Annotated in this window: 26 protein-coding genes; 20 read left to right on the top strand and 6 right to left on the bottom strand. The window is 71.0% G+C overall.

Annotated elements, in window-relative coordinates; genetic code table 11:
* Nucleotides 1–10: 10 nt before the first annotated feature.
* Both ACFV2X_RS47750 and ACFV2X_RS47755 read right to left on the bottom strand, forming a co-directional pair.
* Nucleotides 11–1,102 (bottom strand): serine hydrolase domain-containing protein, encoded by a 1,092-nt coding sequence (locus tag ACFV2X_RS47750; RefSeq protein ID WP_385628718.1) that lies wholly within the window; start codon nucleotides 1,100–1,102, stop codon nucleotides 11–13.
* 3 nt (nucleotides 1,103–1,105) lie between these two features.
* On the bottom strand, nucleotides 1,106–1,618 hold the full coding sequence (locus tag ACFV2X_RS47755) for an ArsR/SmtB family transcription factor (protein WP_385628719.1): 513 nt from the start codon (nucleotides 1,616–1,618) through the stop codon (nucleotides 1,106–1,108).
* A 309-nt stretch (nucleotides 1,619–1,927) separates the two neighbouring features.
* Here ACFV2X_RS47755 and ACFV2X_RS47760 point away from each other — a divergent pair, with 309 nt between their 5' ends.
* From ACFV2X_RS47760 to ACFV2X_RS47795, 8 genes are all read left to right on the top strand, one after another.
* Nucleotides 1,928–2,770: a hypothetical protein gene (locus ACFV2X_RS47760; protein WP_089513940.1), complete on the top strand. Its 843-nt coding sequence runs from the start codon at nucleotides 1,928–1,930 to the stop codon at nucleotides 2,768–2,770.
* A gap of 222 nt (nucleotides 2,771–2,992) precedes the next feature.
* Complete coding sequence (locus ACFV2X_RS47765; protein WP_089513937.1) at nucleotides 2,993–3,382, top strand: 6-carboxytetrahydropterin synthase; 390 nt, start codon at nucleotides 2,993–2,995, stop codon at nucleotides 3,380–3,382.
* Between the two features lie 167 nt (nucleotides 3,383–3,549).
* Complete coding sequence (locus ACFV2X_RS47770; RefSeq protein ID WP_385628764.1) at nucleotides 3,550–4,158, top strand: radical SAM protein; 609 nt, start codon at nucleotides 3,550–3,552, stop codon at nucleotides 4,156–4,158.
* Nucleotides 4,158–4,772, top strand: coding sequence for a GTP cyclohydrolase I (gene folE, locus ACFV2X_RS47775; protein WP_385628721.1), 615 nt, complete (start codon nucleotides 4,158–4,160; stop codon nucleotides 4,770–4,772). Before ACFV2X_RS47770 ends, folE begins: the two co-directional genes overlap by 1 nt.
* 34 nt (nucleotides 4,773–4,806) lie before the next feature.
* Nucleotides 4,807–5,967, top strand: coding sequence for an IMP dehydrogenase (locus ACFV2X_RS47780; protein ID WP_385628723.1), 1,161 nt, complete (start codon nucleotides 4,807–4,809; stop codon nucleotides 5,965–5,967).
* Complete coding sequence (locus ACFV2X_RS47785; protein WP_385628725.1) at nucleotides 5,960–6,547, top strand: phosphoribosyltransferase; 588 nt, start codon at nucleotides 5,960–5,962, stop codon at nucleotides 6,545–6,547. The genes ACFV2X_RS47780 and ACFV2X_RS47785 overlap by 8 nt, the downstream gene beginning before the upstream one ends.
* Nucleotides 6,544–7,809 carry a UbiD family decarboxylase gene (locus ACFV2X_RS47790; protein WP_385628728.1) on the top strand — a complete coding sequence of 422 codons (1,266 nt, stop codon included), beginning with the start codon at nucleotides 6,544–6,546 and terminating at the stop codon, nucleotides 7,807–7,809. Before ACFV2X_RS47785 ends, ACFV2X_RS47790 begins: the two co-directional genes overlap by 4 nt.
* Before the next feature lie 14 nt (nucleotides 7,810–7,823).
* On the top strand, nucleotides 7,824–8,324 hold the full coding sequence (locus tag ACFV2X_RS47795) for an NUDIX hydrolase (protein ID WP_385628730.1): 501 nt from the start codon (nucleotides 7,824–7,826) through the stop codon (nucleotides 8,322–8,324).
* Here the strand turns inward: ACFV2X_RS47795 and ACFV2X_RS47800 are convergent.
* Nucleotides 8,311–9,276: a carbohydrate kinase family protein gene (locus ACFV2X_RS47800; RefSeq protein WP_385628733.1), complete on the bottom strand. Its 966-nt coding sequence runs from the start codon at nucleotides 9,274–9,276 to the stop codon at nucleotides 8,311–8,313. The genes ACFV2X_RS47795 and ACFV2X_RS47800 overlap by 14 nt on opposite strands.
* Before the next feature lie 167 nt (nucleotides 9,277–9,443).
* Between ACFV2X_RS47800 and ACFV2X_RS47805 the strand changes: the two genes are divergently transcribed.
* Nucleotides 9,444–10,673 (top strand): CynX/NimT family MFS transporter, encoded by a 1,230-nt coding sequence (locus ACFV2X_RS47805; RefSeq protein WP_385628765.1) that lies wholly within the window; start codon nucleotides 9,444–9,446, stop codon nucleotides 10,671–10,673.
* Between the two features lie 30 nt (nucleotides 10,674–10,703).
* Nucleotides 10,704–11,417, top strand: a complete 714-nt coding sequence (locus ACFV2X_RS47810) for an HAD family hydrolase (RefSeq protein WP_385628736.1) — start codon at nucleotides 10,704–10,706, stop codon at nucleotides 11,415–11,417.
* On the opposite strand, the gene ACFV2X_RS47815 is transcribed toward ACFV2X_RS47810, so the two are convergent.
* Complete coding sequence (locus tag ACFV2X_RS47815) at nucleotides 11,362–12,687, bottom strand: MFS transporter (RefSeq protein WP_385628739.1); 1,326 nt, start codon at nucleotides 12,685–12,687, stop codon at nucleotides 11,362–11,364. The genes ACFV2X_RS47810 and ACFV2X_RS47815 overlap by 56 nt on opposite strands.
* Nucleotides 12,688–12,764: 77 nt before the next feature.
* Nucleotides 12,765–13,628 (bottom strand): NmrA/HSCARG family protein, encoded by an 864-nt coding sequence (locus ACFV2X_RS47820; protein ID WP_385628768.1) that lies wholly within the window; start codon nucleotides 13,626–13,628, stop codon nucleotides 12,765–12,767.
* 193 nt (nucleotides 13,629–13,821) lie between these two features.
* Between ACFV2X_RS47820 and ACFV2X_RS47825 the strand changes: the two genes are divergently transcribed.
* The 5 genes from ACFV2X_RS47825 (at nucleotide 13,822) to ACFV2X_RS47845 (ending at nucleotide 18,587) form a co-directional block, all read left to right on the top strand.
* Complete coding sequence (locus ACFV2X_RS47825) at nucleotides 13,822–14,292, top strand: MarR family winged helix-turn-helix transcriptional regulator (protein WP_089513909.1); 471 nt, start codon at nucleotides 13,822–13,824, stop codon at nucleotides 14,290–14,292.
* Nucleotides 14,293–14,543: 251 nt separating this feature from the next.
* The gene (locus ACFV2X_RS47830) at nucleotides 14,544–15,557 is read left to right on the top strand and encodes a phosphotransferase family protein (RefSeq protein ID WP_385628742.1); all 1,014 of its coding nucleotides are present in this window, start codon (nucleotides 14,544–14,546) and stop codon (nucleotides 15,555–15,557) included.
* A gap of 164 nt (nucleotides 15,558–15,721) precedes the next feature.
* Nucleotides 15,722–15,958 carry a hypothetical protein gene (locus ACFV2X_RS47835; protein WP_385628743.1) on the top strand — a complete coding sequence of 79 codons (237 nt, stop codon included), beginning with the start codon at nucleotides 15,722–15,724 and terminating at the stop codon, nucleotides 15,956–15,958.
* A 109-nt stretch (nucleotides 15,959–16,067) separates the two neighbouring features.
* A complete protein-coding gene (locus tag ACFV2X_RS47840) occupies nucleotides 16,068–17,276 on the top strand; it encodes a right-handed parallel beta-helix repeat-containing protein (RefSeq protein WP_385628745.1) in 1,209 nt (402 codons plus the stop codon).
* Between the two features lie 129 nt (nucleotides 17,277–17,405).
* Nucleotides 17,406–18,587, top strand: a complete 1,182-nt coding sequence (locus tag ACFV2X_RS47845) for a cytochrome P450 (protein WP_385628748.1) — start codon at nucleotides 17,406–17,408, stop codon at nucleotides 18,585–18,587.
* A gap of 25 nt (nucleotides 18,588–18,612) precedes the next feature.
* Here ACFV2X_RS47845 and ACFV2X_RS47850 read toward each other — a convergent pair whose 3' ends face one another.
* Nucleotides 18,613–19,275 (bottom strand): hypothetical protein, encoded by a 663-nt coding sequence (locus tag ACFV2X_RS47850; RefSeq protein ID WP_385628751.1) that lies wholly within the window; start codon nucleotides 19,273–19,275, stop codon nucleotides 18,613–18,615.
* Nucleotides 19,276–19,470: 195 nt separating this feature from the next.
* Here ACFV2X_RS47850 and ACFV2X_RS47855 point away from each other — a divergent pair, with 195 nt between their 5' ends.
* From ACFV2X_RS47855 to ACFV2X_RS47875, 5 genes are all read left to right on the top strand, one after another.
* Nucleotides 19,471–20,517 carry a LacI family DNA-binding transcriptional regulator gene (locus ACFV2X_RS47855; RefSeq protein ID WP_385628753.1) on the top strand — a complete coding sequence of 349 codons (1,047 nt, stop codon included), beginning with the start codon at nucleotides 19,471–19,473 and terminating at the stop codon, nucleotides 20,515–20,517.
* A complete protein-coding gene (locus tag ACFV2X_RS47860; RefSeq protein WP_385628755.1) occupies nucleotides 20,514–21,512 on the top strand; it encodes a 2-hydroxyacid dehydrogenase in 999 nt (332 codons plus the stop codon). The genes ACFV2X_RS47855 and ACFV2X_RS47860 overlap by 4 nt, the downstream gene beginning before the upstream one ends.
* The gene (manD, locus tag ACFV2X_RS47865) at nucleotides 21,509–22,744 is read left to right on the top strand and encodes a D-mannonate dehydratase ManD (protein ID WP_385628758.1); all 1,236 of its coding nucleotides are present in this window, start codon (nucleotides 21,509–21,511) and stop codon (nucleotides 22,742–22,744) included. Before ACFV2X_RS47860 ends, manD begins: the two co-directional genes overlap by 4 nt.
* A 2-nt stretch (nucleotides 22,745–22,746) precedes the next feature.
* On the top strand, nucleotides 22,747–24,282 hold the full coding sequence (locus ACFV2X_RS47870) for a mannitol dehydrogenase family protein (RefSeq protein WP_385628761.1): 1,536 nt from the start codon (nucleotides 22,747–22,749) through the stop codon (nucleotides 24,280–24,282).
* A gap of 130 nt (nucleotides 24,283–24,412) precedes the next feature.
* Complete coding sequence (locus tag ACFV2X_RS47875) at nucleotides 24,413–25,825, top strand: MFS transporter (RefSeq protein WP_385628762.1); 1,413 nt, start codon at nucleotides 24,413–24,415, stop codon at nucleotides 25,823–25,825.
* Nucleotides 25,826–26,023: the final 198 nt, after the last annotated feature.

The raw sequence follows: 26,023 nt of genomic DNA on the forward strand, positions 1-26,023 counted from the left end.
ACGAGGAACGTCACGCCGCGTCGAGCTCGCCGAGCAGTGCGAAGGACAGGGCGTCGACCGGCCGGGGGTCGGTCGCGGTCTGCTCGCTGTAGGTGTTCACCATCATCACGGCCGCACAGGCGCTCTCCCGGCTGAACGCCGCACAGGTGCTGAATCCGCCGGTGCCGCCGTTGTGCCAGGTCACGGTCCGGCCGCTGGACAGCCGGCTGAGGTGCCAGCCGAGGCCCAGCCGCAGATTGTCATCGGCCGTGAAGTGAGGCCGCTGGGTCAGCTCGATGGCGGCTCGCAGCGGGGAGCGCTCCGGGCGCAGTTGGGCGCCGAGGAAGCGCACCATGTCGTCGGCGGTGCTGTACATCGAGGTACCGGCCGCGCTGAGGACATGGTCGTGCCAGTCGGGGACGGGCTGTCCGGCCATATGTCCGACGACCTTGCGGGATGCCATGTCCGGCCGCAGCGTCGTGGTGGTGTCCGTCAGCCGGAGCGGGTCGGTCACCCGGCGTCGCAGCATCGAATCCACGGCGTCGAAGGCCAGTGCCTGGCCGAGGAGGCCGAATCCGAGGTTCGAGTACGCGTAGGTGCTGCCCGGCTCGGTGGCGAGCGTGGTCTCGCCGAGGCCGCTCGCCAGGTCGTCCAGCGTGTAGCGGGCATACGGGTCGTCAGGATCGGCGCCGGCGAGCAGATTCGGCGGCAGCGAGGGCAGGCCGGAGCTGTGGGTGGCCAGATCGGCCAGGGTGATCCGCCGCGGCCCCCGGTGCGGTACGGGGAACCCGGCGGGCAGCGCCAGCGGCGCGTCCAGGCGGGTGGTGCCCGCGCATACGGCGCGGGCCAGGGCCGTGGCGGTGAGCGTCTTGGTGATCGAGCCGAGTTGGAAGACGGTCCTGCCGTCCGGCGCCGAGGCGCCGGGGCCCTCTCCCCCGCCCGCGACATGGGTGCGGGTGCCGTGGATGACCCCGCAGACCACGCTCGGGCTGCCGGCGTCCAGCGCACGGCTCACATACCGACGCACCAGGGCGGGCAGGTCGTCGGCCGCCGCGGCGTTGCCGGGCAGTAATGACGCCCCCGCCGCCGTCGTCGCCACGGTGAGGAACTTCCTCCGCTGCATGGGTTACTCCCCTGTCGTTCGGTTGCTTGTCGGTACCACCGCGGACAGCACGACGAGCAGCGGCACCACCTTGCCCGCGGGGACCTGGTAGTGGCCGCGCCCCTCGGCCTGAAGCCAGCCGGTGGCGGTGAGTTGTTTGAGGTGGTGGTACAGCTGGCCGGTGGTGTGCAGGCCCGCGGCCTCCTGGAGCTCCGCCGCGGACCGGGTGCCGCACAGCACGGCGCGCAGCAGGGTCAGCCGGACGGGGTGACCCAGCGCGGCCAGCGGCGCGGCCGCCTCCGGCCAGGCCGCCCCCAACAGCCGGTCCGTCTCCGCGCCTTGCTGCCATTCGCATCGCTCGCCCGTCGGCAGGTTCAGCGCGCCGGTGAACAGCACCTGGCCGGGCCCGGTGAGGCGGCGGCGCAGCCCTTCGAGGGCCCAGAACACTTCGTCCCGCTGCGTCTGCGGCTCGGCTTCCAGCCGCGACACCCGCTCTTCGAGCGCGGCGAGCCGTCGCTCCAGGGACTCATCAGCCATAGGACAGAGATTACGGTATTCCGTAATAACAGAGCAAGTTGATAACCGGACCCCAGCTCAGAGCTTTTGCTCGACCGAAGAGACCAAGCGGCCCTCAGTAAAGGTCGGATGAAAGAGCGTTCGGAGCCTTGACGGGCGTATTGGTCCAGTCCATGGTGAGAGGCGTTCCGGCGTGCCCCGGGGGCGGGAGCGAACCGCGCCCCGCCGCATGCCACGCACCTTCACGCAGGACCGCCCTGGCCCCTTCATCGCGGTCCGTCCGCACCGCGTGTGTCATCGGTTGACATCCTCAGAAGGAAACCAACGAACATGACCGAACACGCTCCACGCCATTTCAGCCGTCGGGCGGTACTCGGCTCCATGACCGCGGCCGCCGTCGGCTCTTCGCTCGCCATCGGCCAGACGGCCTCGGCGGCGCCCAGGGCGCTGGCGACGCCCCGCGCGCCGCAGTTGCTCTGGCACCCGGACCCGGCCGGCGATGGACTCAAGGCATTCGAAGGCATCGAGGCCGACCGCGGGAACGCCCACCCCGATCGGGACTATGTCGTTGTCGAGGGCGGTGACCACTACCGCTTCAACATCTGGAAGGACGACCGGGACACCACCGGCGACGGGGACCGTCAGCGCACCGAGTCCAAGGGCATGGTGCAGGGCGGCACCAAGCTGAAGATGCGTGACGGCGAGACCTGGAGCATCAGCTACGAGATGTTCATGCCGACCTCGCTGCACGGCACCAGCAAGTTCACGCATATCTTCCAGACCAAGACGCCGGTGGACAACGGGGGCCCGTACGTCGTCCTGGATCTGGGCCGCAGCGGCAGCACGGAAACCCTGCGGGCCCGCGCCTACGCCAACTCCGGGTCGCCGGATATCGCCTCGACCAATCTGTCGCCGCTGCGCAACAAGTGGATCACCATCGAATGGACCTTCACCATCGGATCGAGTGGCAAGGCGGGATTCGTGGCCCGCAATGGCACCGGCTCCAGCGCTCCGGTGGCGGTCCAGGGCAGTATGTCCAATGTGAAGATCCCGGATCAGGACGACTATGTCCGGCCCAAGTGGGGCATCTATCGGTCGGTCGAAAGCGCCTCGTCGGACATCCTCGACACCTACTTGCTCTTCCGTAACTTCAAGGCGTCGAAGGGTGCCTGAGTCTCCGGCAGCAGTGTGAAACCAGCGAATGTGGGGTCGGTGGCAGCCGGCCCCACATTCTCATGTTCACGACAGTCGGTCAACGGCGGGTCAAGCGTAAAGGTCCGGATGCCCTCTTGTGATCCTGCGTACGCTCGGGAATGCTCGTCAGGGTGTTAAGCAGGAAAGCGGAGTAGAGATTTTTCTGCTCCCTGTTCACTTGAGCGAGGTGAAGGGTTCATCATGCTCACCATCACCAAAGAGTTTCGCTTCTCCGCAAGCCATCAGCTGGATCATTTACGATCCGGCCATCCATGTGGCCGACTGCACGGCCATAACTATGTGGTCGTCCTGGAACTGTCCGCGGCACCGGAGGATCTGACACTTCCGGGTTTCGTACGGGACTACGGCGACCTCTCCGCCTTCGGGAAGTGGGTGGACGAGACACTGGACCACCGGCATCTCAACGATGTGCTGGACGGGGTGAATCCCTCGGCCGAGAACATCGCCATGTGGCTCCACGAGAGGTGGGTCAAGGAGTTCCCCGAACTCACCGCCGTACGCGTGTCGGAGACCCCCAAGACCTGGGCGACATACCGCCCTTCCCTGGGCGGAGAGAACACGCCCGGGTGACCGCGGACCGGGGTCCGGTCCTTGATGGAGGACACGAGAGGGGGTGGTGAACATGACGGCACCGAAGCTCGTGGTCAACGAGATCTTCGGGCCCACCTAGGGCCGTACAGGGAGAAGGACCCTCAACGGGCACGTCCTGCGCCTTTCTGCGGCTGGGCGGCTGCAATCTGGACTGCCGCTGGTGCGACACTCCGTACACCTGGGACTGGAAGGGCGTCTCGGACACCGGGATCGCCTACCGTCCGGCCGAGGAACTGCACGCGATGGACCCGGCCGATGTGGCCCGGCGGCTGCTGGCCTTCGGCGTCGGGCTGATCGTCATTTCCGGCGGGGAACCGCTCAACCAGCAGGCCAGGCTGGAGCCCGTGATCCGCGCGCTGCGCGAGGCGGGGATCGCGGTGGAGATCGAGACCAATGGGACGGTGGCCCCGCAGGCCGCGCTGGCCGCGGCGGGAATCCGGTTCAATGTGTCGCCGAAGCTCGCTCACTCGGGGATCGCCGAGAAGCGCCGAATCGTCCCGGCGGTGCTCGGCGAGTTCACCCGGCTTCCCGGCACGGCCTTCAAGTTCGTCTGTGCGACCGCGTCCGACCTGGAAGAGGTGGACGCGCTGGTGGCGCGACACTCGCTGAAGAACATTTGGATCATGCCGCGCGGACAGTCCCCCGAGGAGATCGACGAGGGCATCCGCACACTCGCGGACGAGGTCGTCGGCCGGAAGTGGAATCTGTCCGGGCGGCTGCACGTGACCATATGGGGCAGCAAACGAGGTGTTTGATGAGCAGTGGAATTGACGAATTGCCGGGGGACGAGCAGATCGCACCGAGCGTGGCGCCACAGGATCCCCTGGAAATACTCGCCCGGCAGCTCCTTGTGGAGATCGGTGAGGATCCCGAACGGGAAGGGCTGCGCGACACTCCGGCACGCTACGCGCGTTGGTGGCGCGAGTTCACCCAGTACGCTCCCGGCTCGACCGACACCGTCTTCGAGTCCAGCTGCAGCGGTGATCTGGTGGCCGTCTCGGGTATCCATGTGTGGTCGCTGTGCGAACACCACCTCTTACCGTTCTCGTGCCGGGTGACCATCGGCTACCTCCCCCGCGGGCAGGTGCTCGGCCTCAGCAAGTTCGCCCGGATCGCCCATCAGCACGCCCACCGGCTGCAGTCGCAGGAGCAGTTCTCGCAGGACGTCGCGGACGACATCGAAAAGCTCACCGGATCGCCGGACGTCGCCGTGATCGGCAAGGGCGAGCATCTGTGCATGGCCATGCGCGGCATCCGCACCCCCGCCACCATGACAACGGCCGTGTGGCGCGGCGCGCTCCAGGACGGCGCCCTGCGCACCGAGTTGCTCACCCTCACCAGCGAATCGTTCCGCGGCGTCGGCTTCTGAGCCTCGCCACCCTTTGAGAGGAGCAGATATCCCGATGCGCGTAAGTGAACCTCCGCGGACCGGGCTGAGCTTCGACGATGTGCTGCTGGTGCCCCAGCGCACCCCGCTGGCCAGCCGTCGCCAGGCCGACACCGCCTCGGAGCTGCTGCCGGGCGTCGTCCTGCGCACGCCCGTCATCTCGGCGAACACCCAATGGTGCACGGGCGACCGGATGGCCGTGGCCATGGCGTTGAACGGTGGCCTGGGCGTGCTCCACCGCATGCAGACGGTGGAGCAGCAACTGGAGCACCTGGACGCGGTCAAGGCCCACCGGCCGGAGGAGGGTTCGGCTGACCGGGCGACCCTCGCCGCCGACGGCCGACTGCTGGTCGGCGCCGCGGTGGGCGTCTCGGGCGGCTGGCGGGAACGCGCCGAGCGCCTGGTCGAACACGCGGTGGACATCCTCTTCGTGGACGTCGCCCACGGCCACAGCGACCAGGTGATCGACGCGGTGGCGAAGCTGCGGGCCGCCTACCCGCGGCTGCCGCTGGCCGCGGGAAACGTGGCAACGGCCGCGGGGGTCACAGACCTCGCAGAGGCCGGCGCCGATGTGGTGAAGGTGGGCATCGGCCCCGGCGGGGTGTGTACGACGCGGCTGGTGGCCGGGACCGGGGTCCCCCAGCTCACCGCGGTCATGGACTGCGCCGCCGCGGCGGCCGAGCGCGGGGTGCGGGTCATCGCGGACGGCGGCATCCGGCAGTCGGGCGATATCGCCAAGTCGCTGGCGGCCGGGGCACACGCGGTCATGCTGGGCTCCGCGCTGGCGGGGGCCGATGAGAGCGCGGCCAGCCCGGTGACCCGGGACGGACGCTCGTACAAGGTCAGCAACGGGTTCGTCTCCCTGGGCATGAAGCTGACGCTGCGCCATGCGGCCGGCGAGAAGATCACCCGGGAGGAGGTCGACGACTATGTTCCGGAGGGCACCGAGGCGACCTTCCCCGCCACCGGCCCGCTGGCCAGAACGCTCCGCCAGCTCATGGGCGGGGTGCAGTCGGCGATGAGCTATTCGGGGGCGCGGGACGTCACCGCTTTCCGGGAGCGCGCCGAGTTCATCCGGGTCACCTCCGCGGGCCGGGCGGAGAACCGTCCGCACGCGCGCGAGCGCTCGGAGCAGATCGATATCGACCATGTCACCCGGGCGGTGGGCAATGACTGACTCCGGCAACACGGCGCGCCCCACGGTGGCCGGTGAGCGGCCCGGTATGTGGTCCCGGCAAGGGCCCTACCTCCTGGACTGGGTCTCCTTCGGGGAGCTGGTCGGGGACATCGCCGCACAGCTCCGGGACGAGGACTTCCGGCCGGACGCGGTGCTGGCGGTGGCCCGTGGCGGGCTCACCCCGGCCGGCTTCCTCACCTGCGCCCTCGATGTGCCCGTCCACCACACCATCCGCGTGCGCAGGACCGCGGACGACACCCGTTACGCCGCGAAACAGGCGCCGGTCATCGACATGGGCGCACCGCCCGCGCTGGGCCCGGGAGACCGGGTGCTGGTGGTGGACGACATCGTCGGCACCGGCTCCACGGCCGAAGTGGTGCTGGCCTATCTGGCGGACGCCGGGGTGGCCCGGTCCGATGTGCGCTTCGTCTCGGTGGTCCGCAACCACCAGTCGGGCTATGTGCCCGACTACTGTCCCGCGGTGATCGACGACTGGATCGTCTTCCCATGGGAGACCGACCGGGAGTCCACCGCGGACTGCCGGCCGTTCCCCGCCACCGCACGGGAGGCGCGCCCATGACGGCCGGCGGGCCGCGGGGACTGCCCGGCCGCGGTCTCGTCCCGGTGGACAGCGCGGCCGAGCTGTCCCTCCCCGCCTGTTACGACGCGGTGGACCTCTACACCTGTGACGCCCCGCTCAGCAGTCGAGTGGAGGTGGCGCGCACCCTCGCGGAGTTCGAGCAGTCGCTGGGGACGCGTCCGACGACGGTGTTCACCAATGTCGTGGAGCGCCCGGGCGGCCGGGTGCTCGGCCACCCGTATCCGCGGGCGGTGCTGCTCGCCGCGCTCGGCACCACCGAGGAGAAGCGCCTGGCGGAGATGTCCGACCGGCTGGCGGGCCCCGCACACCCGCCGCATGAGGCCCAAGGAGGCAGTCCTCGCGAGGAGTTGGGCGATCTGCTGTACGCCCTGCCGATCCTCCAGCACCGCCCCGGCGACGCCGGCCCGTACATCACCGCGGGCGTGGGGGTGACCACCCGGCCCGACGGCCGCGGCGTCAACCTCGGCTTCTACCGGATCCAGGTGGTGGCCCCCGACGAGGTCCGGATCTTCCTGGATCCGCGCACCGACGGCCACCGCAATCTGCTGGCCTGGCTGAAGACCGGGCAGCCGATGCCCATCTCCGTGTTCCTGGGCGCGGATCCGGCCATCAGCGTGGTGGCGGCCTCACGGCTGCCCGCCGAGGGCGACGACTACGAGATCGCCTCCCGACTGCTGGGGCGCCCGCTCGGGCTCGGCGGCAGCCCTCCGGTGCCGGACGACGCCACCCATGTCATCGAGGGACACGTCCTGGCCAGGGATGAAGTCGAGGGACCGTTCGGCGAGTTCAAGGGCTATTACGCGGAGGCCCGGCGCAGCAATGTGATGACCGTCGGCAAGGTCACCGCCCTGCCCGGGGCGCCGTTTCCCACCATCGTGGCGGGGGCCACCTCGGGTCTGACCCTGATGAGCTTCCAGAACGAGTATCTGATGTACGCGCACCTGCGTGGTCAAGGTCACCATGTGCGGTCGGTACGCTACTCGCTCAAGGCCAGGGGGGAGTTCGTGGCGTACATCGAGTCCGACGAGCCCAGCCAGGAGCTCGTCACGGAGGCGATGGCGTTCGATGTGCGCTCAAAGGTGATCATCTGTGGCCCGGACCTGTCGAACCCCGGGCAGGCGCTGGCCACCTACGGATTCACCACGCGGACGGAACCGTACCGCCGCAAGGGGAAGGTGGAGGGGGAGCGCGTGGGCCTGGCCTTGGTCATTCCGCCCGAAGGGCGGCCCACCGAGTACTGAATGAGGACATCAGCATGAGCCGTTTCGACCGTGTGCTGCCCGCCGCCCTGTTGGTGGTGCCGGGGCCCGGCCGTACCGTGACCTTCGTCCACCAGCTCAAGGGGCCGTACGCCGGGAGCTGGCTGCTGCCGGGCGGGGGCATCGAGCCGGGTGAGGCGGCGGAGGAGGCGGCGCGGCGGGAGGCTCACGAGGAGACCGGCATCCTCGTGGACTCCTGCTCGCTCTTCGCCGTCTATGAGTTCACCGGCAAGTGGGATCAGGGCAACTACCACTTGCTGATGTTCGCCTGCCTCGCCGATCGCGCGTACGAGCTGCCCGAGGGCTTCTCGGGGCACAACGTGGGCGAGGTCCGGCAGGGCAGCGTCGACGACTTCCCGATGCACTCCACGGATCTGAAGATCCTCACCGACGCCGGGCTCGCGTCGTACGACCACGAGGTCATCGCGCGCGCCCTCGCCGAGGACGGCATCACCATGCGTGCGCACCGGGTGGATTCGACCGTCACGTCCGGGTGACGCTCGCCGCGCGGACGAGGGCCGAAGACAGGGCGTGACAGGTGCTCTGCGGGCATGCGATGGTCACCCGGGCCGCGCGCAGCCCCTGGGCCAGGGCATCCCGCGGCGTCCGACCGGCCACCAGGGCGGCGACGAAGGCCGAGGCCAGCGCGTCGCCTGCGCCCGTGTCATCGGTGCATACGCCCGGCTCGGCCGGGAGGTGCACCGGCCCGGGGGCGGCCGCGGACGCCAGGGCAGCCCCGCGGGCTGCGTCGGTGACCACGACCACCCCGGGGCCCCGGCGCATCAGCAGCTCGGCCTGCTCGGCGGGCCCGGTCGGCGCGCCGGGGTCCTGTCCCAGCAGCGCGCCCGCCTCCCCGGTGTTGAGGACCAGTACGTCGTAGCGGGGCAGCAGATGGGCGCGCGGCCCGAAGTCGGCCTGCCGGGTGGGCAGGCAGCACACCGGGACCGCGTGCCGCCTGGCCTGCTGCGACACCCACACCAACAGCCCCTCGTCGAGCCCGCCCTCCATCACCACCGCCCCCGCCGTGGCGATGCGCGCGGCCAGCTCCGGACCGCACAGCGCCTTCCCCAGGGCCGGGTCGGGGAGGGCGATACGCGAGGAGATCTGCGATCCGTGGGCGTCCAGCGTGACGTCGAACCGTCCGACGCCGTCGGCGACGCGCCGTACGTGGAGGGCGACGCCCAGCCGGGTCAGGGCGCCCTCCAGCTCCGCCGCGTCCGCGCCGAAACCGGACAGGCCGGTGAAGGTGACCGGGTGGCCGAGCCGGGCCACGTTCGTGGCGACATTCCGGCCGACGCCGCCGTGGTGCCGCTCCATGGACCACACCGTTTCGCCGCGGCCCGCTCCGCGTTCGAGCAGCCCCGCGGCGAAAAACTTACGGTCCATCACCAGGGAACCGAGCACAAGAATGCCGGAGCGCGGCACGGACCCGGCATCTGCTGCCACCATGTCGAGCGATACCCCCTGAGTTTCCGCACGATGTATGTCGTTGGCCGACCCGTTGACCCGTTCAGCCGTTGACCGGTTGACCCGTAAGGAAAGGTTTTTGACCCATGGGCAGGAAGAGCGACACCACTGATACCGCAGAAGCAGGGATTCCGGAATCCGATGAGCAAATGAGCCACGCATATTGGTGGTATTTCGCTTTAATTTACCTGTCGGGCGTCATGGCTGCCACCAGCATCGGCAGAATCACCCCCGTATCCGTTGACCTCGAGAACGACTTGGGGCTCTCCCTGGGACAAGTCGGCCTGGTCGCCTCCTCGGTCACCGCGGTGGCCGCCGTGCTCGGGCTGGCGGTGAGCGTCGCGCTGCGCCCCCTGGACCCGAGACGGACGCTGATCGGTGGCCTGGTGGTGATGGGACTCGCGGGGCTGCTGGTCTCCCGGGCCGACGGGTTTCCGCTGCTGCTCGGCGGACGGCTGGTGGAGAGCATGGGCTATGTGGTCGTCGTGATCGCGGCCCCGGTGCTGATCCTGGGGCTCGGCGACGACGAGCGCCGCACGGTGGCGCTGGCGGTCTGGGGCACCTTCATGCCGGTGGGGCTCGCGCTGGGCGCGTTCGGCGGCGGGCTGCTGTCCGCGGGGTTCGGCTGGCGAACCTCGCTGGTGGTCGCCGCGGCGGCCACCCTCGCGGTGGCCGGTGCGGCGCTGTACCTCCCCGGGACCGGCGCCCGGCAGGCCGGACCGGAGCCGGAAGGGCCGGCCGACGGGGCGGTGGCAACGGAATCCCGTGCTGGGGATGGAGACGGCCCCGGTGGTCGCTGGGCACGCGCCCGCAGGCTGGCCCGCCCGGTCGCGCTCGGCGCCGGCTTCGCCACCATCAGCGCCACGATCGTCACCTTCGTCGCGCTGTACCCCACGTATCTGCACGACGAGTTCGACGTGCCCACCGCGGCGGCCGGAACGCTCACCGGAAGCGTGTCCTTCGCCGGGGTCGCGGGGGGCTTCGCGGCGAGTGTGCTGCTGCGCCGCGGGGCGCGCATGAAGTACCTTTTCACGGCTGCCCTGTTGATGCCGGTCGGCGCCTTCGCGGCGTTCGGTTCGACGGGCGGGCTGGGCATCTCGATGACCAGCGCGGTGCTGATCGCGGTCACCAACGAGTTGGTCGTCGCCACCGTCTTCGCGGCCCTCCCCCTCGTGGTGAGGACTAGCGCCGACGTCGGCATGGCCAACGGTCTGGTGGCCCAGCTCGGCAGCGTCGGTTCGCTCGCGGGACCACCACTGGTGGGTCTGGTCGTCACGGCGGCGGACGGATGGTGGGCGGTGGGCCCGACGCTGCTGGTGGGGTGCGCGGTCGGCGTCGTGCTGCTGCGCGCCGCGGTGGGCAGGGGACAGCAGACGTGACCGGTTCGGGCGGGAGGGGCGAGGAGCAGCATGACCATCAAGTACGTCGTCTTCGACTGGGCGGGGACACTCACTCCGTGGCACACGGTGGACGTGGCGGGAATCTGGCTGGAGACCGCGCGCGAGATCGACCCGGACGGCGCGCCGGACCTCGCCGAGCGGCTGTTCCAGGCCGAGCGGGAGCTGATGGCCCGCTGCCGGGACACGCAGTGCTCGGCCACCCTCGACGAGGTGTTCCGCGCCGTGGACGTGGTCCCGGACGGCACGGCGATCGCGACCTACCGACGGGCCTGGGAGGAGCACACCTACCTCGACCCGGAGGGCGCGGAGCTGCTGCGCACCCTGCGTGAGCGGGATCTGGGGGTCGGGGTGCTCTCCAACACGCTGTGGTCGGCCGACTGGCACCATGAGATCTTCGAGCGGGACGGCGTCCACGACCTGATCGACGCCGCGGTCTACTCCAGCGAAGTGCCCTGGACGAAGCCCAATCCGCTCATCTTCGAGCTGATCGCCGAGCGGCTGGGCGCCGAGGACCCCGGCGCGTGCGCGTTCGTCGGCGACAGGCTCTTCGAGGACATCTACGGTGCGCGGCAGGCCCGTATGCGCACCATCTGGGTGCCCCACAGCGCCATCCCCGAGGAAGAGCGCGGATCGGACTCGGCGGCGCCGGATGCCACCGCGCACACCCTCAAGGACGTGCTGACGGTGCTCGATTCCTGGGCGGCGCAGCGGCCCACCGGCTGACCGCCACCGTCCGGGGCAGGTCGCGCTCGGTGCGCATGGGGCCCAGCATGAGGAGCAGCCAGCTGGGCGCGAACAGGGCCGTCATGATCCACATGGCGGGGCGGAGCCCGACGACGTCGCCGAGGAGTCCGCCGAGCAGGGAGCCGAGCGGAATGGTGCAGTGGTTGAGGACCATGGCCGTCGCGACGACCCGCCCCAGCAGATGGGGCGGGCAGTAGCTCTGCCGGAAGCTGCCCACCACCACGTTGCACGCGACGATCCCCAGCCCCACCATGAACGCGCCGATCGCGAAGAACGGCAGACCGGCCCCCGGTGCGGTCAGCGGCAGCAGCAGTACGAAGGGGCTGGTGAGCGCCAGCAGGACCAGCGTCCCGCGGGCCGTCCCGAAGTGTCGGCCGACGGGGCCGGCCAGCGCGGCGCCCAGGATGCCACCGAGGCTGCCGACCATGATCAGAACACCGACGGTGGCGGGGGTCGCGTGGACCGTGCGCACCAGGAACGCGACCTGGACCGCCTGATACCCCATCAACGCCAGGTTGGCCACGGCCCCGAACGTCACCATCGGCCGCAGATAGCGGTCGCGGGCGACGAAACCGAAACCCTCGCGTATCTGCCGGCGCAGCGTGACTTCGGGGGCGGGGGCCTCCGGGTCCGGTTCACGGACCCGGAGCAGGGCCAGGCACACGCTGGAGACGATGAAGGTCATCGCGTCGATCAGCAGTCCGAGGACGGCTCCGAATGCCTGCGCGACCAGGCCGGCGGCTCCGCGGCCGACCACCTGGGTGCCGGACTCGCTGCCCTGGAGTTTCGCGTTTCCCTCGAGCAGGTCGCGGCCGTGGAGCACGACGGGTATGTACGCGTGGTACGCGGTGCTGAAGAACACCGAGGCCACTCCGCACACCAGGGCCACCACCAGCAGATGGGGATAGGTGAGCGCGTCCAGCCAGGCGGCGAGGGGGACGCTCGCGTACATGACGGCCGAGACGAGATTGCAGGCGATCATGACGGGCCGCTTGCGGAGCCGGTCCACCCACGCGCCGGCCGGTAGCCCGATCACCAGCCACGGCAGCCAGACGGCCGCGGTGAGCAGGCCGACGGCGAAGGTGTCGGCCCGTAGCACCACCACCGCTATCAGGGGCAGCGCCACCATGGTGATGCTGTTGCCGAGGCCACTGGCGGTCTCGCCCGTCCACAACAGCCGGAAGTCCCGTTGCCTGAGCACCCCGAAGCGGCGGCGCTCGGCGACCTCGGCCTGACTCGTCGTGTCCATGCTCGCGAATCATGCCATGCGGGGCCGTGGTCGAGGCTCGCCCTTTCTTTCGCCGCCGCGGGGCGGCTGAGCAGGTGTCAGAGGTTCCACTCGCGGTCGGTGGCCCATTTCTCGAGGGTGTGCCAGCCGACCTCGGGGTAGTCCCGGCGCAGTCCGTCGATGTCCACGTCCAGCCCGGTCTCCTGGAAGTAGCGGAACATGGCGGCCAGGTCGCCGGAGTAGCTCTCGGCGACCGTCAGCGGCACCTCTCGGTGGCGGATCTCGCGACCGCTCGCGGCGCCGATCGCGGCGGCGATCTGCTCGGGTGTCCGCCACTGCGCGGCGATGTCGATCCGGCGCCCGCCGAACTCCGCGGGGCGGCTCAGCGCCAGGGCCGCGAAGGCGCCGATGTCCCTCGCGGCGATCAGCGGCAGCGGGCGCCCGGGGGGCATGGGCAGCGCGAAGACACCCTCGCGGAGCGATTCCATGGTCCAGCCGTTCGCATAGTTCTCCATGAAGACACCGGGGCCGATCACGGTCCATGTCACATCGAGGGTGGCCAGGTGTCGCTCGATCCGCCACTTGCTCTCGAAGTGCGGGATACCCGTGGACCGGTCGGCGTTGGCGGCGGAGGTGAACACGATGTGCCGCACCCCGACGGCGACCGCCGCGTCCAGCAGGGCGGTCCCCTGGCGGATCTCGGCGGAGAGGTCGCTGCCGAACGGCGTGGACATCGCGAAGAGCGCTCCGGTGTCGGCGAGCGCGGTGGCCAGGGATGCCTCGTCGTCGAAGTCGGCCCGGACCACCTCCGCGCCGAGAGCGCGCAATTCGGCGGCGGCGGGTGTGGCGGGGTCGCGGGTGAGCGCGCGGACCGGACGGCCGAGCTGAAGCAGTGCGCGGGCCGCGGCGCCGCCTTGGGCACCGGTGGCGCCGGACACGGCCACCGGGAGAGAGATATTCATCTGCGTCACGCAGATAACGTACGGCACATTGACTGCGTGACGCAAATGTTTATCCGCCGAACCGTCGGGCGAGGGCGGTGACTAAGATGTCTGCGTGGCGCAGCGGACGCAGGGCACTTCGGCCGCGCCCGGCACGGAGACGCACCGCGCGGAGACGCGGCACAACGACACAGAGGCGCGGGAGGCCCTGCCGATGGCACGCGAAGACCTGATGACAGAGCTGGGGTCGGCGTCCCGGCGCTATATGGCCTCGTACATCCTGTTCAACCAGGCGGTGGCGGACCACCTGGGGATGCACCCCACCGATCTGCAGTGTCTCAACCTCCTCACGCTCGAGGACGGTCCCGTCACCACCGGGCGGATCGCCGAACTGACCGGGCTGACCAGCGGTTCGGCCACCCGGCTGGTCGACCGGCTGGAGAAGGCGGGCCAGGTCACCCGCCGCCGGGACGAGCAGGACCGGCGGCGGGTCCTGGTGGAGGTGGTGCCCGGGGCGATGGAGCGGTTCGGCGCCGTGTGGCGGGAGCTGGGCGCGGGCTGGGAGGAGCTGTTCCACGAGGACAGCGAGGCCGATCTCGCCGTGCTGCTGCGCCATATGCGCAGGACCACCGAACTGGCGCGCCACCAGATGGCCCGGCTCGCCGAGCGGTCCGCAGCACACTGACCCGGCCGGGCCGCGAACCCTGGGCGCTTCCTCCATCTGACGGTGGCCGAGAACCGGGGGCGATGGCCCGGCATCAACTGCGTAAGATCGTCAACGATTCGGCGGTCTGACCCGTCCGGCCCGGCGTCGGGCGCGGGAAGCCGTCCCGCGGCGCCCCGCACCCGGCGCGCCGCCCGCTCGCCCGGTGGGCCCGCACCGGGCAGCACACACACCGGGCGAGCGGCCCGTGGCTGAGACGAGGAGGAACACGCGTGAGCCGACAGCCGCAGGATGACCAGGTCGCCGCTGCCGCCGCGGCGCTCAAGGCCGCGGGCGTCGCCGACACGGACGCCGCGCGCTACACGCCCCTGTCCGGCGGCACCTACAACACCGTGGTACGCGTCGACCTCGACAACCACCGGCAGTGGGTGGTGAAGGTCCCTCCGCCCACGGACACCCCCCGGCTCGGCTACGAGCACGAACTCCTGCGCGGCGAAGTGCTCTTCTACACCTCGGCGGCCACGGCGGCGGACGTCCCGGTCCCCGAGGTCGTACACAGCGAACTCGATCCGCACGCGGCCGGCGGGCCCTATCTGATCAGCACCCTGCGCCCCGGCACACCATGGCATGAGATCTCCGGGACGATCCCGGACGGCGAGCGCCGTCGGCTCAGGGAAGAGCTCGGGCGGCTGGTGGCCCGCCTCCACACCGTGGCCGGAACCGGCTTCGGCTACCCCGCCGAGCCCTTCGGCCCGCCGGCGGCGAGCTGGCGGCAGGCCTTCACGGGGATGACGGACGCGATACTCGACGACGCCGAGCGCTACCGTGCCGCGCTGCCCGTGCCAGTGGCCCGCGTCAGGGGGCTGTTCGCCGCGGTGGCGGGCGTACTCGACGACGTGGTCACGCCCGCCCTGGTGCATTTCGACCTGTGGGACGGAAACCTGCTGCTCGACGGCGAGGTCGGGGCCCGAACGCTCAGTGGCGTCATCGACGGCGAGCGGATGTTCTGGGGCGATCCGGTGGCCGACTTCGTCTCGCTGGCGCTGCTGGGAAACGTGGAGGACGATGCGGACTTCCTGTCCGGATACGCCGCGGTCGCCGGTCCGCCGCGCTTCGACGATTCCGTACGGCTGCGCCTGGCGCTCTACCGCGCCTATCTCTATCTGATCATGCTGGTCGAGGCGGTGCCCCGGGGCTATTCGCCCGAGGAGTCGGCCCGTACCCAGCAGCGTGTGACACCGCATCTCCTGGCGGCCCTGCGGGACATGGAGGCGGACGGCGGATGATCTCGGCGTGGTTCGACTACGCCACGGAGCCGGGTCCGATCGCTCCGCGATCGTGAGGACGGCGGAGCGGGCCCGGACCGGCGTTCCGCCGTGCCGCCCCAGGTGCGACGCTGAGAGGAGACGCCACTCCTTGGCGACCACGCACCCGGGAGGAGAGCCCCGAGATGACGAACCACACCCCCGAGCAGGGTGCCGGAACCCGCCCGAGCACCCTGGACACGCACAGCGAGGAGGAGCGGCTGCGGCTGCTGGAGACGCATGTGCAGACCCTGGCGGACGCGGTCCGGGCGCTGGCGCAGGGCCTGGAGAACATTCCGACGCAGGACGACGCACCGGCGGCGGAGGCGGCGGCCCGCGGCGCCCGGCTGGCCCATGAGCTGCTGCTCTCGCAGGGCCTGTAAGCCCCGGGCGGCGCCGGCGCGCCCGTCTCTCCGGAAGGCGGCAACCTATCGGGCCGGGGCGGCGACGTAGAGCCGGAGGCCAGGACGGACCGGTGAAGGGATGGGCCCAGTGAAGGTCAACAAAGCCGTGACGGTGCTGCTCGGCGCGGTGTCCCTGGCGGCGGTGGGCGCGCCGCGGGCATTACCCGCGGCGCCCGCCGCCGCCGCGGCGCGGCAGATCGTCGTGGCCGTGGGCGGGCACGACACCGGCGCGGGCTCCCTGGAGGACCCGCTGGCCACCATCCAGGCGGCGGTGGACCGAAGCGGGCCCGGAGACACCATCGCGGTCCGCGGCGGCACCTACGAGCTGACCGACAACATCACGATCGCCACCTCCGGTAAGGCGGGCAGCCCCATCACGCTGACCAACTACTCCGGTGAGCACGTCGTCATCGACGGCGAACGGCTGCCCGCCAGCCACACCCCGGTCGGCGGCTCCATCCCCCGGGCCGAGCGCGGGGCCATCCACCAGGAGGCCTCGTACTGGCGGATCCGGGGTCTGGAGATCGTCCACGGGCCGTACGGGATCTACTGCGCCGGCTGCAACGACAACGAGTTCACCGGGCTGACCACGCGCGACAACTACGAGTCCGGTTTCCAGCTCCAGGGCGCCTCCAGCCGCAACCTGATCGCGAACCTCGACTCGTACGGCAACCGCGACCCGCGCAAAAACGGCGAGAGCGCCGACGGCCTGGCCATCAAGGAGGGTCAGGGCGAGGGCAATCGGGTCCGCGGGGCCAGGCTGTGGAACAACGCGGACGACGGCTTCGACGCCTGGGAGTTCACCTCCCCCATCGCCATCGAGAACACGATCGCGTACGGCAACGGGTTCAACCGGTGGAACTTCCCCGACTTCACCGGTGACGGAAACGGCTTCAAGATGGGCGGCGGTGGCGATGTGGACCCGCCCGCCGACCATTCGCTGCGCAACGCCCTCGCCTTCGGCAACGCGGCGCACGGCATCACGGACAACGGCAACCCGGGCGCCCTCGCCATCTCCCGCACCACCACCTACCGCAACGGCGGCAGCGGCTTCCGGACGGACCGGTCGCGCGCCACGCTCACCGCGAACCTCTCGCTACTGGACACCGAGCCGGTCCAGCTCGGCAGCTCCACCTCAAAGGGCAACTCCTGGGACCTGGGCGGGGTGTGGAACGAGGGCTCGGTGCTGAGCACCGACCAGGCGAAGATCACCGGACCCCGTGCGGCGGACGGCTCGATCCCGTCCTCGACCTTCCTCGTCCCCCGCGACGGCTCGGCCCTCGGCGCCCGCTTCTGACACCACGCGGGTCAGGCCCCGTCTCAGCAAGCCGGGAGACAGAGCCGGTTAGTCCGGTTCGGAGCGGGGGACGAGTGTCCTTGACGGACGGGCCCAGACCGCGCGATGCGGCGCCATGACGGGATACGTATGGGATACGGGGCACGCAAGATCGAGCGAGCGGCGGCCCCGGAAGGCTGCCCGGTACGGCGGCGGCCCGACGGGGTCTGGCAGGTGCGCGGATACGCGGAGGCCCGCGCCGTGCTGCGCAGCACCGGCACCGTACAGGCCGGCCTGGGCATCGAGACCGTGGAGAAGCTGCCGTCGGGGCTCCGGCGGCCGGTGCTGTACCGGGACGGCCCCGAACACCGGGAACACCGGCGGCAGACCGCCCGGTTCTTCACGCCTCGCCGCGTCGACGAGCGGTACCGCGAGGTCATGGTCCGGGTCGCTGAAGCGCAGATCGACAAGGCCCGCGCCGCGGGGCGGGCGCATCTGGCCGATCTGAGTTTCCATCTGGCGATCGAGGTGGCCGCCTCCGTCATCGGTCTGACGGAGAGCCGGCCCGGCATCCGGCGCCGGCTGGAGCGCTTCTTCCCCGAGAAGTTCGGGACGCCGGGGTTGACCAGCCTGCACGGTATCCACTGGCTGCTGCGTCGACACGTGAACTGGTTGCGGGTCTATCTGGCCGACGTGCGCCCGGCCGTGCGGGCTCGCCGCGGACAGCGACGGGACGATCTGATCTCCCATCTGCTCGACGAAGGGTGTTCGGCCGGTGAGATCCTGGGCGAGTGTCTGACCTTCGCCGCGGCGGGCATGGTCACCACGCGGGAGTTCGTCAATGTCGCGGCCTGGCATCTGTTCACCGACGACGCCCTGCTCGGGCGGTACCGGGCCGCGGACGAGCCCGGCCGGATCGCGATCCTGCACGAGATCCTGCGGCTGGAGCCGGTCATCGGCCGACTGCGCCGCCGTACCACCGCCGCGCTGGAACTGCCCGGCGACGACGGTGTGGTGACGGTGCCGACCGGGGCACTGGTCGATGTGGACCTGGAGAGCGCCAACGTCGACGCCCGTACGGTGGGCGAGCGGCCGGAGCTGATCCGCCCCGGCCGCCCCCTGGCCGAGGGCGCCGGGGCGGCCGGCCTGGCCTTCGGCGATGGCCCGCACAAATGCCCCGGCGCCCATATCGCGATCCTGGAGACCGACATCTTCCTCAGCAGGCTGTTCGCGCTGCCCGGCATCCGGATGGCGACCCCGCCCGGGGTCGGCTTCAAGGACGAGATAGCCGGCTATGAACTCCGCGGCTGCACCGTCGAGTGCCGGGTGTGAAACCGGCCCCGCCTCGATACCGGGGTCAGCTGAGCGATGCGCTCTCCAGCACCGCGTCGACCTCCTGCTGCTCCTGTGGCCCGGTGGGCTGAGCGATCCCGAGGAGGTAGGACGAGCCGCCGTCCCGCGCGGTCATGAGGGTCAGGCGCAGATGGCCCGTGCCTCCTTCGCCGTCGCTCACCTTCAACGCCACCGTGTACGCGGGGCGGTCGCTCACCGTGGTGGCTCGCGACTCCTCGAGGGTTGAGCGCCCGTCCGGATAGAAGTACTCGGCATTCGACCGGGCCGCGTCCTCCGTCTGCTCCTTCAGCTGGGACTTGGGCACGGTCCCGTTCCGCCCGGCCAGCACGACGCTGCCGCCTTCTTCGCCGCCGGTGGACTTCATGGTGATCGACGAGGTGAAGGCGTCCACCAGGTCGCCCTTCTTGTTGCGCTGCCAGCCCTCGGGTATCGCGTACGAGATTCCTGCCGCGTCGTCCGTCACCCGCGGCCGGTCGGCCAGCGAGGAGCCGTCCTCGTCCCGTGTCAGCCACCAGGCGGTGACGCCACCGCCGACGAGCACCAGGACCGACACCACAACGGCCACCATGGTCCGGCCGTTTCCGGGTCGGGCGACGGCCTGGGGCGCGGGCGGCACACCCCCACCCGGAGGGACGGACGGCGGGCCGGTAAGAGGTGGTGTGGTCATGCGCGCCATCATGTCAGTCCGGTGATCGGCTCCCGGTCGGTCGTGTGCGCAGACCGCCGATGAAGAGGTCGAGAACAACGTCCGGCCAAGGTCTTGCCAATGCTTTGGCAAGCGTTGACAAGGTTGCGCAAGGGTGACGACCATGAAACATGTCGTTCATCTGCACCACTCCGTCGCACCAGGAGCGGAGCCCCCATGGCCCCCACCCTCACTGATGTGGCCAAGCGCGCCAATGTCGCGCTGTCCACCGCCTCTCGCGCGTTCAGCGACCCCAACCGGCTCGGACCGCAGACCTTGCGCAAGGTACTGACCGTCGCGCAAGAGCTCGGCTACGAATCGTCCGCTGTCCGCACCGCCGAGCCGGCCGACGGCGCGGGGACCGCGACGGTCGCCGTCGTCGTGCCCGATATCGCCAACCCCGTATTCGGCGCCTTCGTCAAGGCCGCCCAGGGCGAGGGCTGGCGCCGCGGGCAGACCGTCGTGCTCGCGGACACCGACTTCGACCCCGACCACGAGCGCGAAGTCCTCGCCCATCTGCGCGACCAGGCCGACGGGCTGATCGTGTGCTCGCCCCGGCTCGACGCGGACGAGGTCCTGGACATCTGCGGCCGTACGCCCGCCGTGCTGGTCAACCGCGAGACGACCGGCGCCGACTGCGTGCTCGCCGACACCGCCGAAGGTATGCGCCAGGCCGTCGAGTATCTGGCCGCGCTCGGCCATCAGCGGATCGCCTATGTCCAGGGCATGCAGCGCTCCTGGTCCAACGCCCAGCGCGTGGAGTTGATCCGCGCCGAGGCCGGGCGGGCCGGTCTTGAGCTGACGCTGCTGGGCTGGCAGTCCGAGACGGTGGCGGGCGGGACCGCGGCGGCGGCCGGTGTGCTGGCCTCGGGCGCATCCGCCGTCATCGCGCACAACGACCTGGTGGCGCTCGGGGTGATCTCAGGCGCGCGGGCGCTGGGGGTGAGTGTCCCCGAGGATCTGAGCGTGGTGGGGGTCGACGACATCCCGTTCGCGGAGGTGTCACAGCCGTCCTTGACGAGCATCTCGGTGCCGATGGTGCGGGCCGGTGCGCTCAGCCTGGAGCTGCTGGGGAAGGCCATCGGGGGTGAGCGGCAGACCCCGCGGACGCTCCGGCTGCCGACCCAGCTCATCGTGCGCGGCTCGACCGGCGCGGCCCGTACCCGCCCCGCCGGACACGGCGCCACGACTGACGGCCCCATGGCCGGAAAGGGCGGGTCATGAGGGCCGACACATCGACCGTGGTGGTCATCGACGCCAATCTCGACCCGCTGCGTGCCGAGTTCGAGGCCGCGCTGCCGGACGGAGTGTCCGTCAGCTGGCCGGACGCCCGGGACACCGCGGCGGTCGAGGCCGCCATGAAAGGGGCGGATGTGCTGGTGTCGGGGAAGTGCGACGCCCGGATGGCCGCGATCGCCACCCGGCTCCGGCTGGTCCACGCGGCCGGTGCCGGCACGGACGGGATCGACATCGCCTCGCTGGCCTCCGGAACCCAGGTGGCCAACACCTTCCACCACGAGGATTCGATCGCCGAGTACGCCGTGTCAGCGGCCATTCTGCTGCGGCGCGGCTTTCTGCGGCAGCACGACGCGCTGCGCCGTGGGCAGTGGCACTCCCCCGCGTACGACCCGGGCTCCCCGTGGGTCGACACGCTGGGCGCGGCGACGGTCGGGTTCGTCGGCTTCGGGCATATCGGCGCCCGCTGCTGGCAGCGGTTCCGGGCGTTCGGCGCGCAGGGCGTGGCGGTCACCAGGCGCGGTGAGGTGAACGCGGCGGCCGAGGGGCTGGCCTGGTCCGGGACCATCGCCGACCTCGGCTCGCTGCTGGAGAGCTCCGATGTGGTGGTGGTGTCGGCCCCGCTGGCCCCCGAGACCACGGGGCTGATCGGCGCGGCCGAGCTGTCCCGGATGCGCCCGTCGGCGGTACTGGTCAACGTCGGCCGTGGCCCGGTCGTGGACGAGGACGCGCTCTACCGGGCCTTGAGCGAGCGCGCGATCGGCGGGGCCGCGCTCGACGTCTGGTACCGCTACCCGGTCGGCGGACACTCCGCGGCCCCCGGCAACCATCCCTTCGAGACGCTGGACAACGTACTGATGACACCCCACTCCTCGGGCCTGACCCGCGAGACCTTCGCGCGCCGGGCCGATGACATCGCCGCCAACATCGGCCGACTGGTCGCGGGCGAGCCGCTGCACAACGTCGTGGCGGTGGCCCCATGAGCCGGCCGGCACCCACGACCGACACCATCGTCGCGGTCGATGTGCTGGTGACCAGCCCGGGCCGCAACTTCGTCGCGCTCAAGATCACCACCGGACAGGGCCTGGTCGGCTGGGGCGACGCCACGCTCAACGGCCGTGAGCTCGCCGTCGCGTCGTATCTGCGCGACCATGTGGCGCCGCTGCTGATCGGCCGGGACCCGGCGCGGATCGAGGACACCTGGCAGTTCCTCTACCGCGGGGCGTACTGGCGGCGCGGTCCGGTGACGATGACGTCCATCGGCGCGGTGGACCTCGCGCTGTGGGACATCAAGGGGAAGGCCACCGGCCAGCCGGTGTACCAGCTGCTGGGCGGCGCGGTGCGCGACCGGATCCTGACGTACGCCCACGCCTCCGGCTGGGAGATCCCCCAACTGCTCGACGCGGTCGACGAGCGGCGCGAACAGGGCTTTCTCGCGGTGCGTGCGCAGAGCGGCATCCCCGGTCTGGACACGGTGTACGGGGTGAGCAGCGGCGAAGCGGGGTACGAGCCGGCCGACCGTGGCGCGGCCCCTGCGGTGGAGGTCTGGGACACCGACTCGTATCTGCGGCACGCCCCGCGTGTTCTCGCGGCGGTACGCGAACACGTGGGCCCCGAGCTGAAGTTGCTGCACGACGCCCACCACCGGCTCACCCCAGGCCAGGCGGCCCGGCTCGGCCGCGCGCTGGAGGAGGTGGACCTCTACTGGCTGGAGGATGTCACCCCTGCGGAGAACCAGGAGGTGCTGCGGCACGTCCGGCACCACACCACCGTTCCGCTGGCGATCGGCGAGGTGTTCAACACCGTCTGGGAGTGCCAGACGCTGATCACCGAGCAGCTGATCGACTTCGTACGGACCTGTGTGACCCACGCGGGCGGGATCAGCCATCTGCGGCGGATCGCGGCGCTCGCCGAGGTCTGGCAGGTGCGGCTCGGCCCGCACGGTCCCTCGGACATCTCGCCGGTGGCCCTCGCGGCATCGCTGCATGTGGGCCTGGCGACGCCGAACTTCGCCATCCAGGAGTACATGGGCTATGAGCCGCTCGTGCACGAGGTGTTCCGGCATGCGTGGAGCTACGCCGACGGACATCTGCACCCCGGCGACCAGCCCGGGCTCGGGGTCGAGGTCGACGAGACGCTGGCCGCCCGGTTCCCGTACGAGCCCGCCTATCTGCCCATCGCGCGGCGCCGCGACGGCTCGATGACGGACTGGTGACGATGCCTGCGACCACCGTTCCCCGCCTCGGTCACGCGACCGTTCCCCCGGCCGCGCTGACCCTCGCGCGGCCACCCGCCGAGACCGGCATCGTGCACCTCGGCCTCGGCAACTTCCACCGCGCCCACCAGGCCGTGCACACCGCGGCGGCGCTGGCCCGCGCCGACGGCCCCTGGGGCATCCTCGGGGTCGCCGGCCGTTCCACCGGCGTGGTCCGGGCGATGCGCGACCAGGATCTGCGCTACGCGGTCGTGGAGATCTCCCCCGGCCGCACCCGGGTCACCGTCCCCGCCGTGCACACCGGGGCGCTGGTGGCCGCGGAGCAGCCGGACGCCGTGCTCGACGCGCTGGCCGCGCCCGGTACGGCCGTCATCACCCTGACGGTCACCGAGCACGGGTACACCTTCTCCCCGCGCACCCACGGCCTGGACCTGGACGCGCCCGCGGTACGGGCCGATCTGCGCGGCGACGCGCCGCCGCGCACCACCATCGGGCGGATCGTGCGCGGGCTGCAGCGCCGCAGCCGAGCCCATGCCCGGCCGGTGACCGTCCTGAGCTGCGACAACCTGGTCGGAAACGGTGAGCTGACGAGGCGGCTGGTGCGCGAGTTCGCCGAGGCGCTTCCGGCGGCCGAACGCGACGGCCTGGTGCCGTGGTTGGAGAGCTCGGTGGCGTTTCCGGGCTCCATGGTGGACCGGATCGTCCCCGCCACCACGGACGCCTACCGCGAGGCGGTGGCGGCCCACCTCGGGGTGCGGGACGCCGTACCGGTGCCGGCCGAACCGTTCTCCATGTGGGTGATGGAGGACCGCTTCGCCGCCGGACGTCCGCGCTGGGAGCTGGCGGGGGCGCTGTTCACGGAAGACGTCGAGCCGTACGAACTGCTCAAGCTCCGGCTGCTCAACGGCACCCACTCGCTCATCGCCTATCTGGGCGCCCTGGACGGGCGGGACACCATTCCGGACGCGATCGCCCGGCCCTTCATCGCCGAGGCGGCGCGGAGCGTGCTGCACGACGAGTATCTGCCGAGTCTCACCGTGCCCGCCGATATCGACCTCGACGACTACGTCCGCCGGCTGTTCGACCGCTGGGCCAACTCGGCGCTGGGCCACCGCACCCGGCAGGTCGGCTCGGACGGTTCGGTCAAGCTCCGGCAGCGGGTGCCGGAACCCGCCCTCCTCCAGTTGCGTGCCGGGCGGATGCCACACCATCTGGCGCTGACCGTGGCCGCGTATCTGTGCTGTGTGGCGCCCCTGCCCGGTTTCTCGCCGGGTCCGCACGCCACCGCGATGGTGGATCCGGCCCGGGACACGCTCGCCGCGATCGCCGGCCGGCCCCGTACCTCATCCGGGGCGCCCTTCGTCGAGGCCGTTCTGGACAGCGGGCTGCTCGGCGACGGCCTGCCCGAACACCCCGCGTTCGCGGCCCGGGTCGCCGAACTCATCGACGTCATCGTGCGCTTCGGCCCGGCCGCCGCGGCGGCCGATGCCCTGGGGGCCACCTCCCCTGTCGAAACGGCCGCCCGCCCCGGCGCCTAGGGCCGTCCTCTCTCACCTTCTCGGGTAGCCGGGTCCCCGCCCGGCCCCGCCCTGTCCCCACCCCCCTCACCTCGCCCCGCCCTGCCCTGAAACCGCTCCGGAAATCGATCCGTTCAAGGAGGCATGGATCATGGACAACACCGCGCGCACCACCGCGCCCCCGACCACCCCGACCACCACCGCCCCGCCCGGGGAGCCGCCCGCCGACCCGGGCGCGGTACGGCGTGCCGCGTGGGCCGGTCTGATCGGCACCGCGCTGGAACAGTACGACTTCGTCATCTACGGCACGGCCTCGGCCCTGATCTTCAGCGATCTCTTCTTCCCCAACGTCTCGGCCTCCGTCGGCATCCTCGCCAGCTTCAGCACCTACGCCGTCGGCTTCGCCGCCCGGCCGCTGGGCGGGCTCTTCTTCTCCCGCTACGGGGACCGGCTCGGCCGCAAGTGGGTGCTGGTCGCGACGCTGCTGCTGATGGGCGGATCCACGCTGGCCATCGGTCTGCTGCCGACGTACGGCCAAGTGGGCCTGCTCGCCCCGATCCTGCTGCTGCTCTGCCGGATGGCCCAGGGCTTCGGCGCGGGCGCCGAACAGTCCGGAGGCGCCACCCTGCTCACCGAGACGGCGGCCACCGGGCGACGCGGAAGACTGGCCTCCCTCGTGATGACCGGCGCCGCGCTGGGCACCGCCCTCGGGGCCGTGGCCTGGATCCTCGCCCAGCGGCTGTCCGACGACGCCCTGATGAGCTGGGGCTGGCGGCTGGTCTTCGGCAGCAGCCTCCTGGTCACCGTGGTCGCCATGGTCTTCCGGCGCAAGCTCACCGAGAGCCCCGTCTTCAAGGAGCTGAAGCAGCAGCACGAGCGGCCCGCGTCCCCGGTGAAGGAGGTCTTCAAGCACGGCAGGAAGCCGACGCTCCTGGTGCTCTTCATGAACTTCGGCATCAGCACCCAGTCGTACACCTACCAGGTGTTCATGGCCTCGTACCTGGTGTCCTCGGTGGGCGTCGACAAGGACTTCGTCCCTGAAGTGCTGCTGCTGGGCGCCCTGTGCGGAGGTGTCGCCGCGGTCTGCTTCGGCACGCTCTCGGACCGCTTCGGGCGGCGCCCGGTGTACTCCCTGATCGTCGGCGCCCTGGTGCTGCTGCCGACGCCCACCTTCGTCGCGCTGAACTCCGGTTCCAGGGTCGCGATCACCGTGGCCGTCGTCATCGGCTTCATCCTGGCCTGTCAGGGGGCCGTCGGGGTGCAGATGAGCTATTTCCCCGAGTTGTTCGGAAACCGCTACCGCTACGCCGGGGTCACCCTCGGCCGGGAGTTCTCCTCCGTGATCGGCGGCGGGGTCGCGCCCCTGATCTGCACCGCGCTGGTCAGCGCCTTCTCCGGGTCCTGGATACCGGTGGCCGCCTATATGTCACTGGTCGCCGCGGTCAGCCTGATCGCCACCCGGATGGCGCCGGAGACGGTCGACCGTGATCTCAACGCTCCCACTGACAGCACCGACAGCACCCATCCGGCCGGGGCCGCCCCCGCACGGCCCGTGCACAGGTAGGACTCACCTTCCCGACAGGTTCACCGGCTAGCGTCCCGGTCCGTGGATGCCATGGACCACGCTCTGGCGCAGGCGGCGGTGCGCGCCCTGATCGCGCAGGCGGAGCTCACCCCCAAGCCCGGCCTCGCCGACGCCCGCGATCTGCGGGCCCGGACGACCGGCGCGGATCTGCTGACGCTGCGCTGGTCGGCCAAGGCG

The organism is Streptomyces sp. NPDC059679 (assembly GCF_042734105.1).
GTDB lineage: Bacteria > Actinomycetota > Actinomycetes > Streptomycetales > Streptomycetaceae > Streptomyces.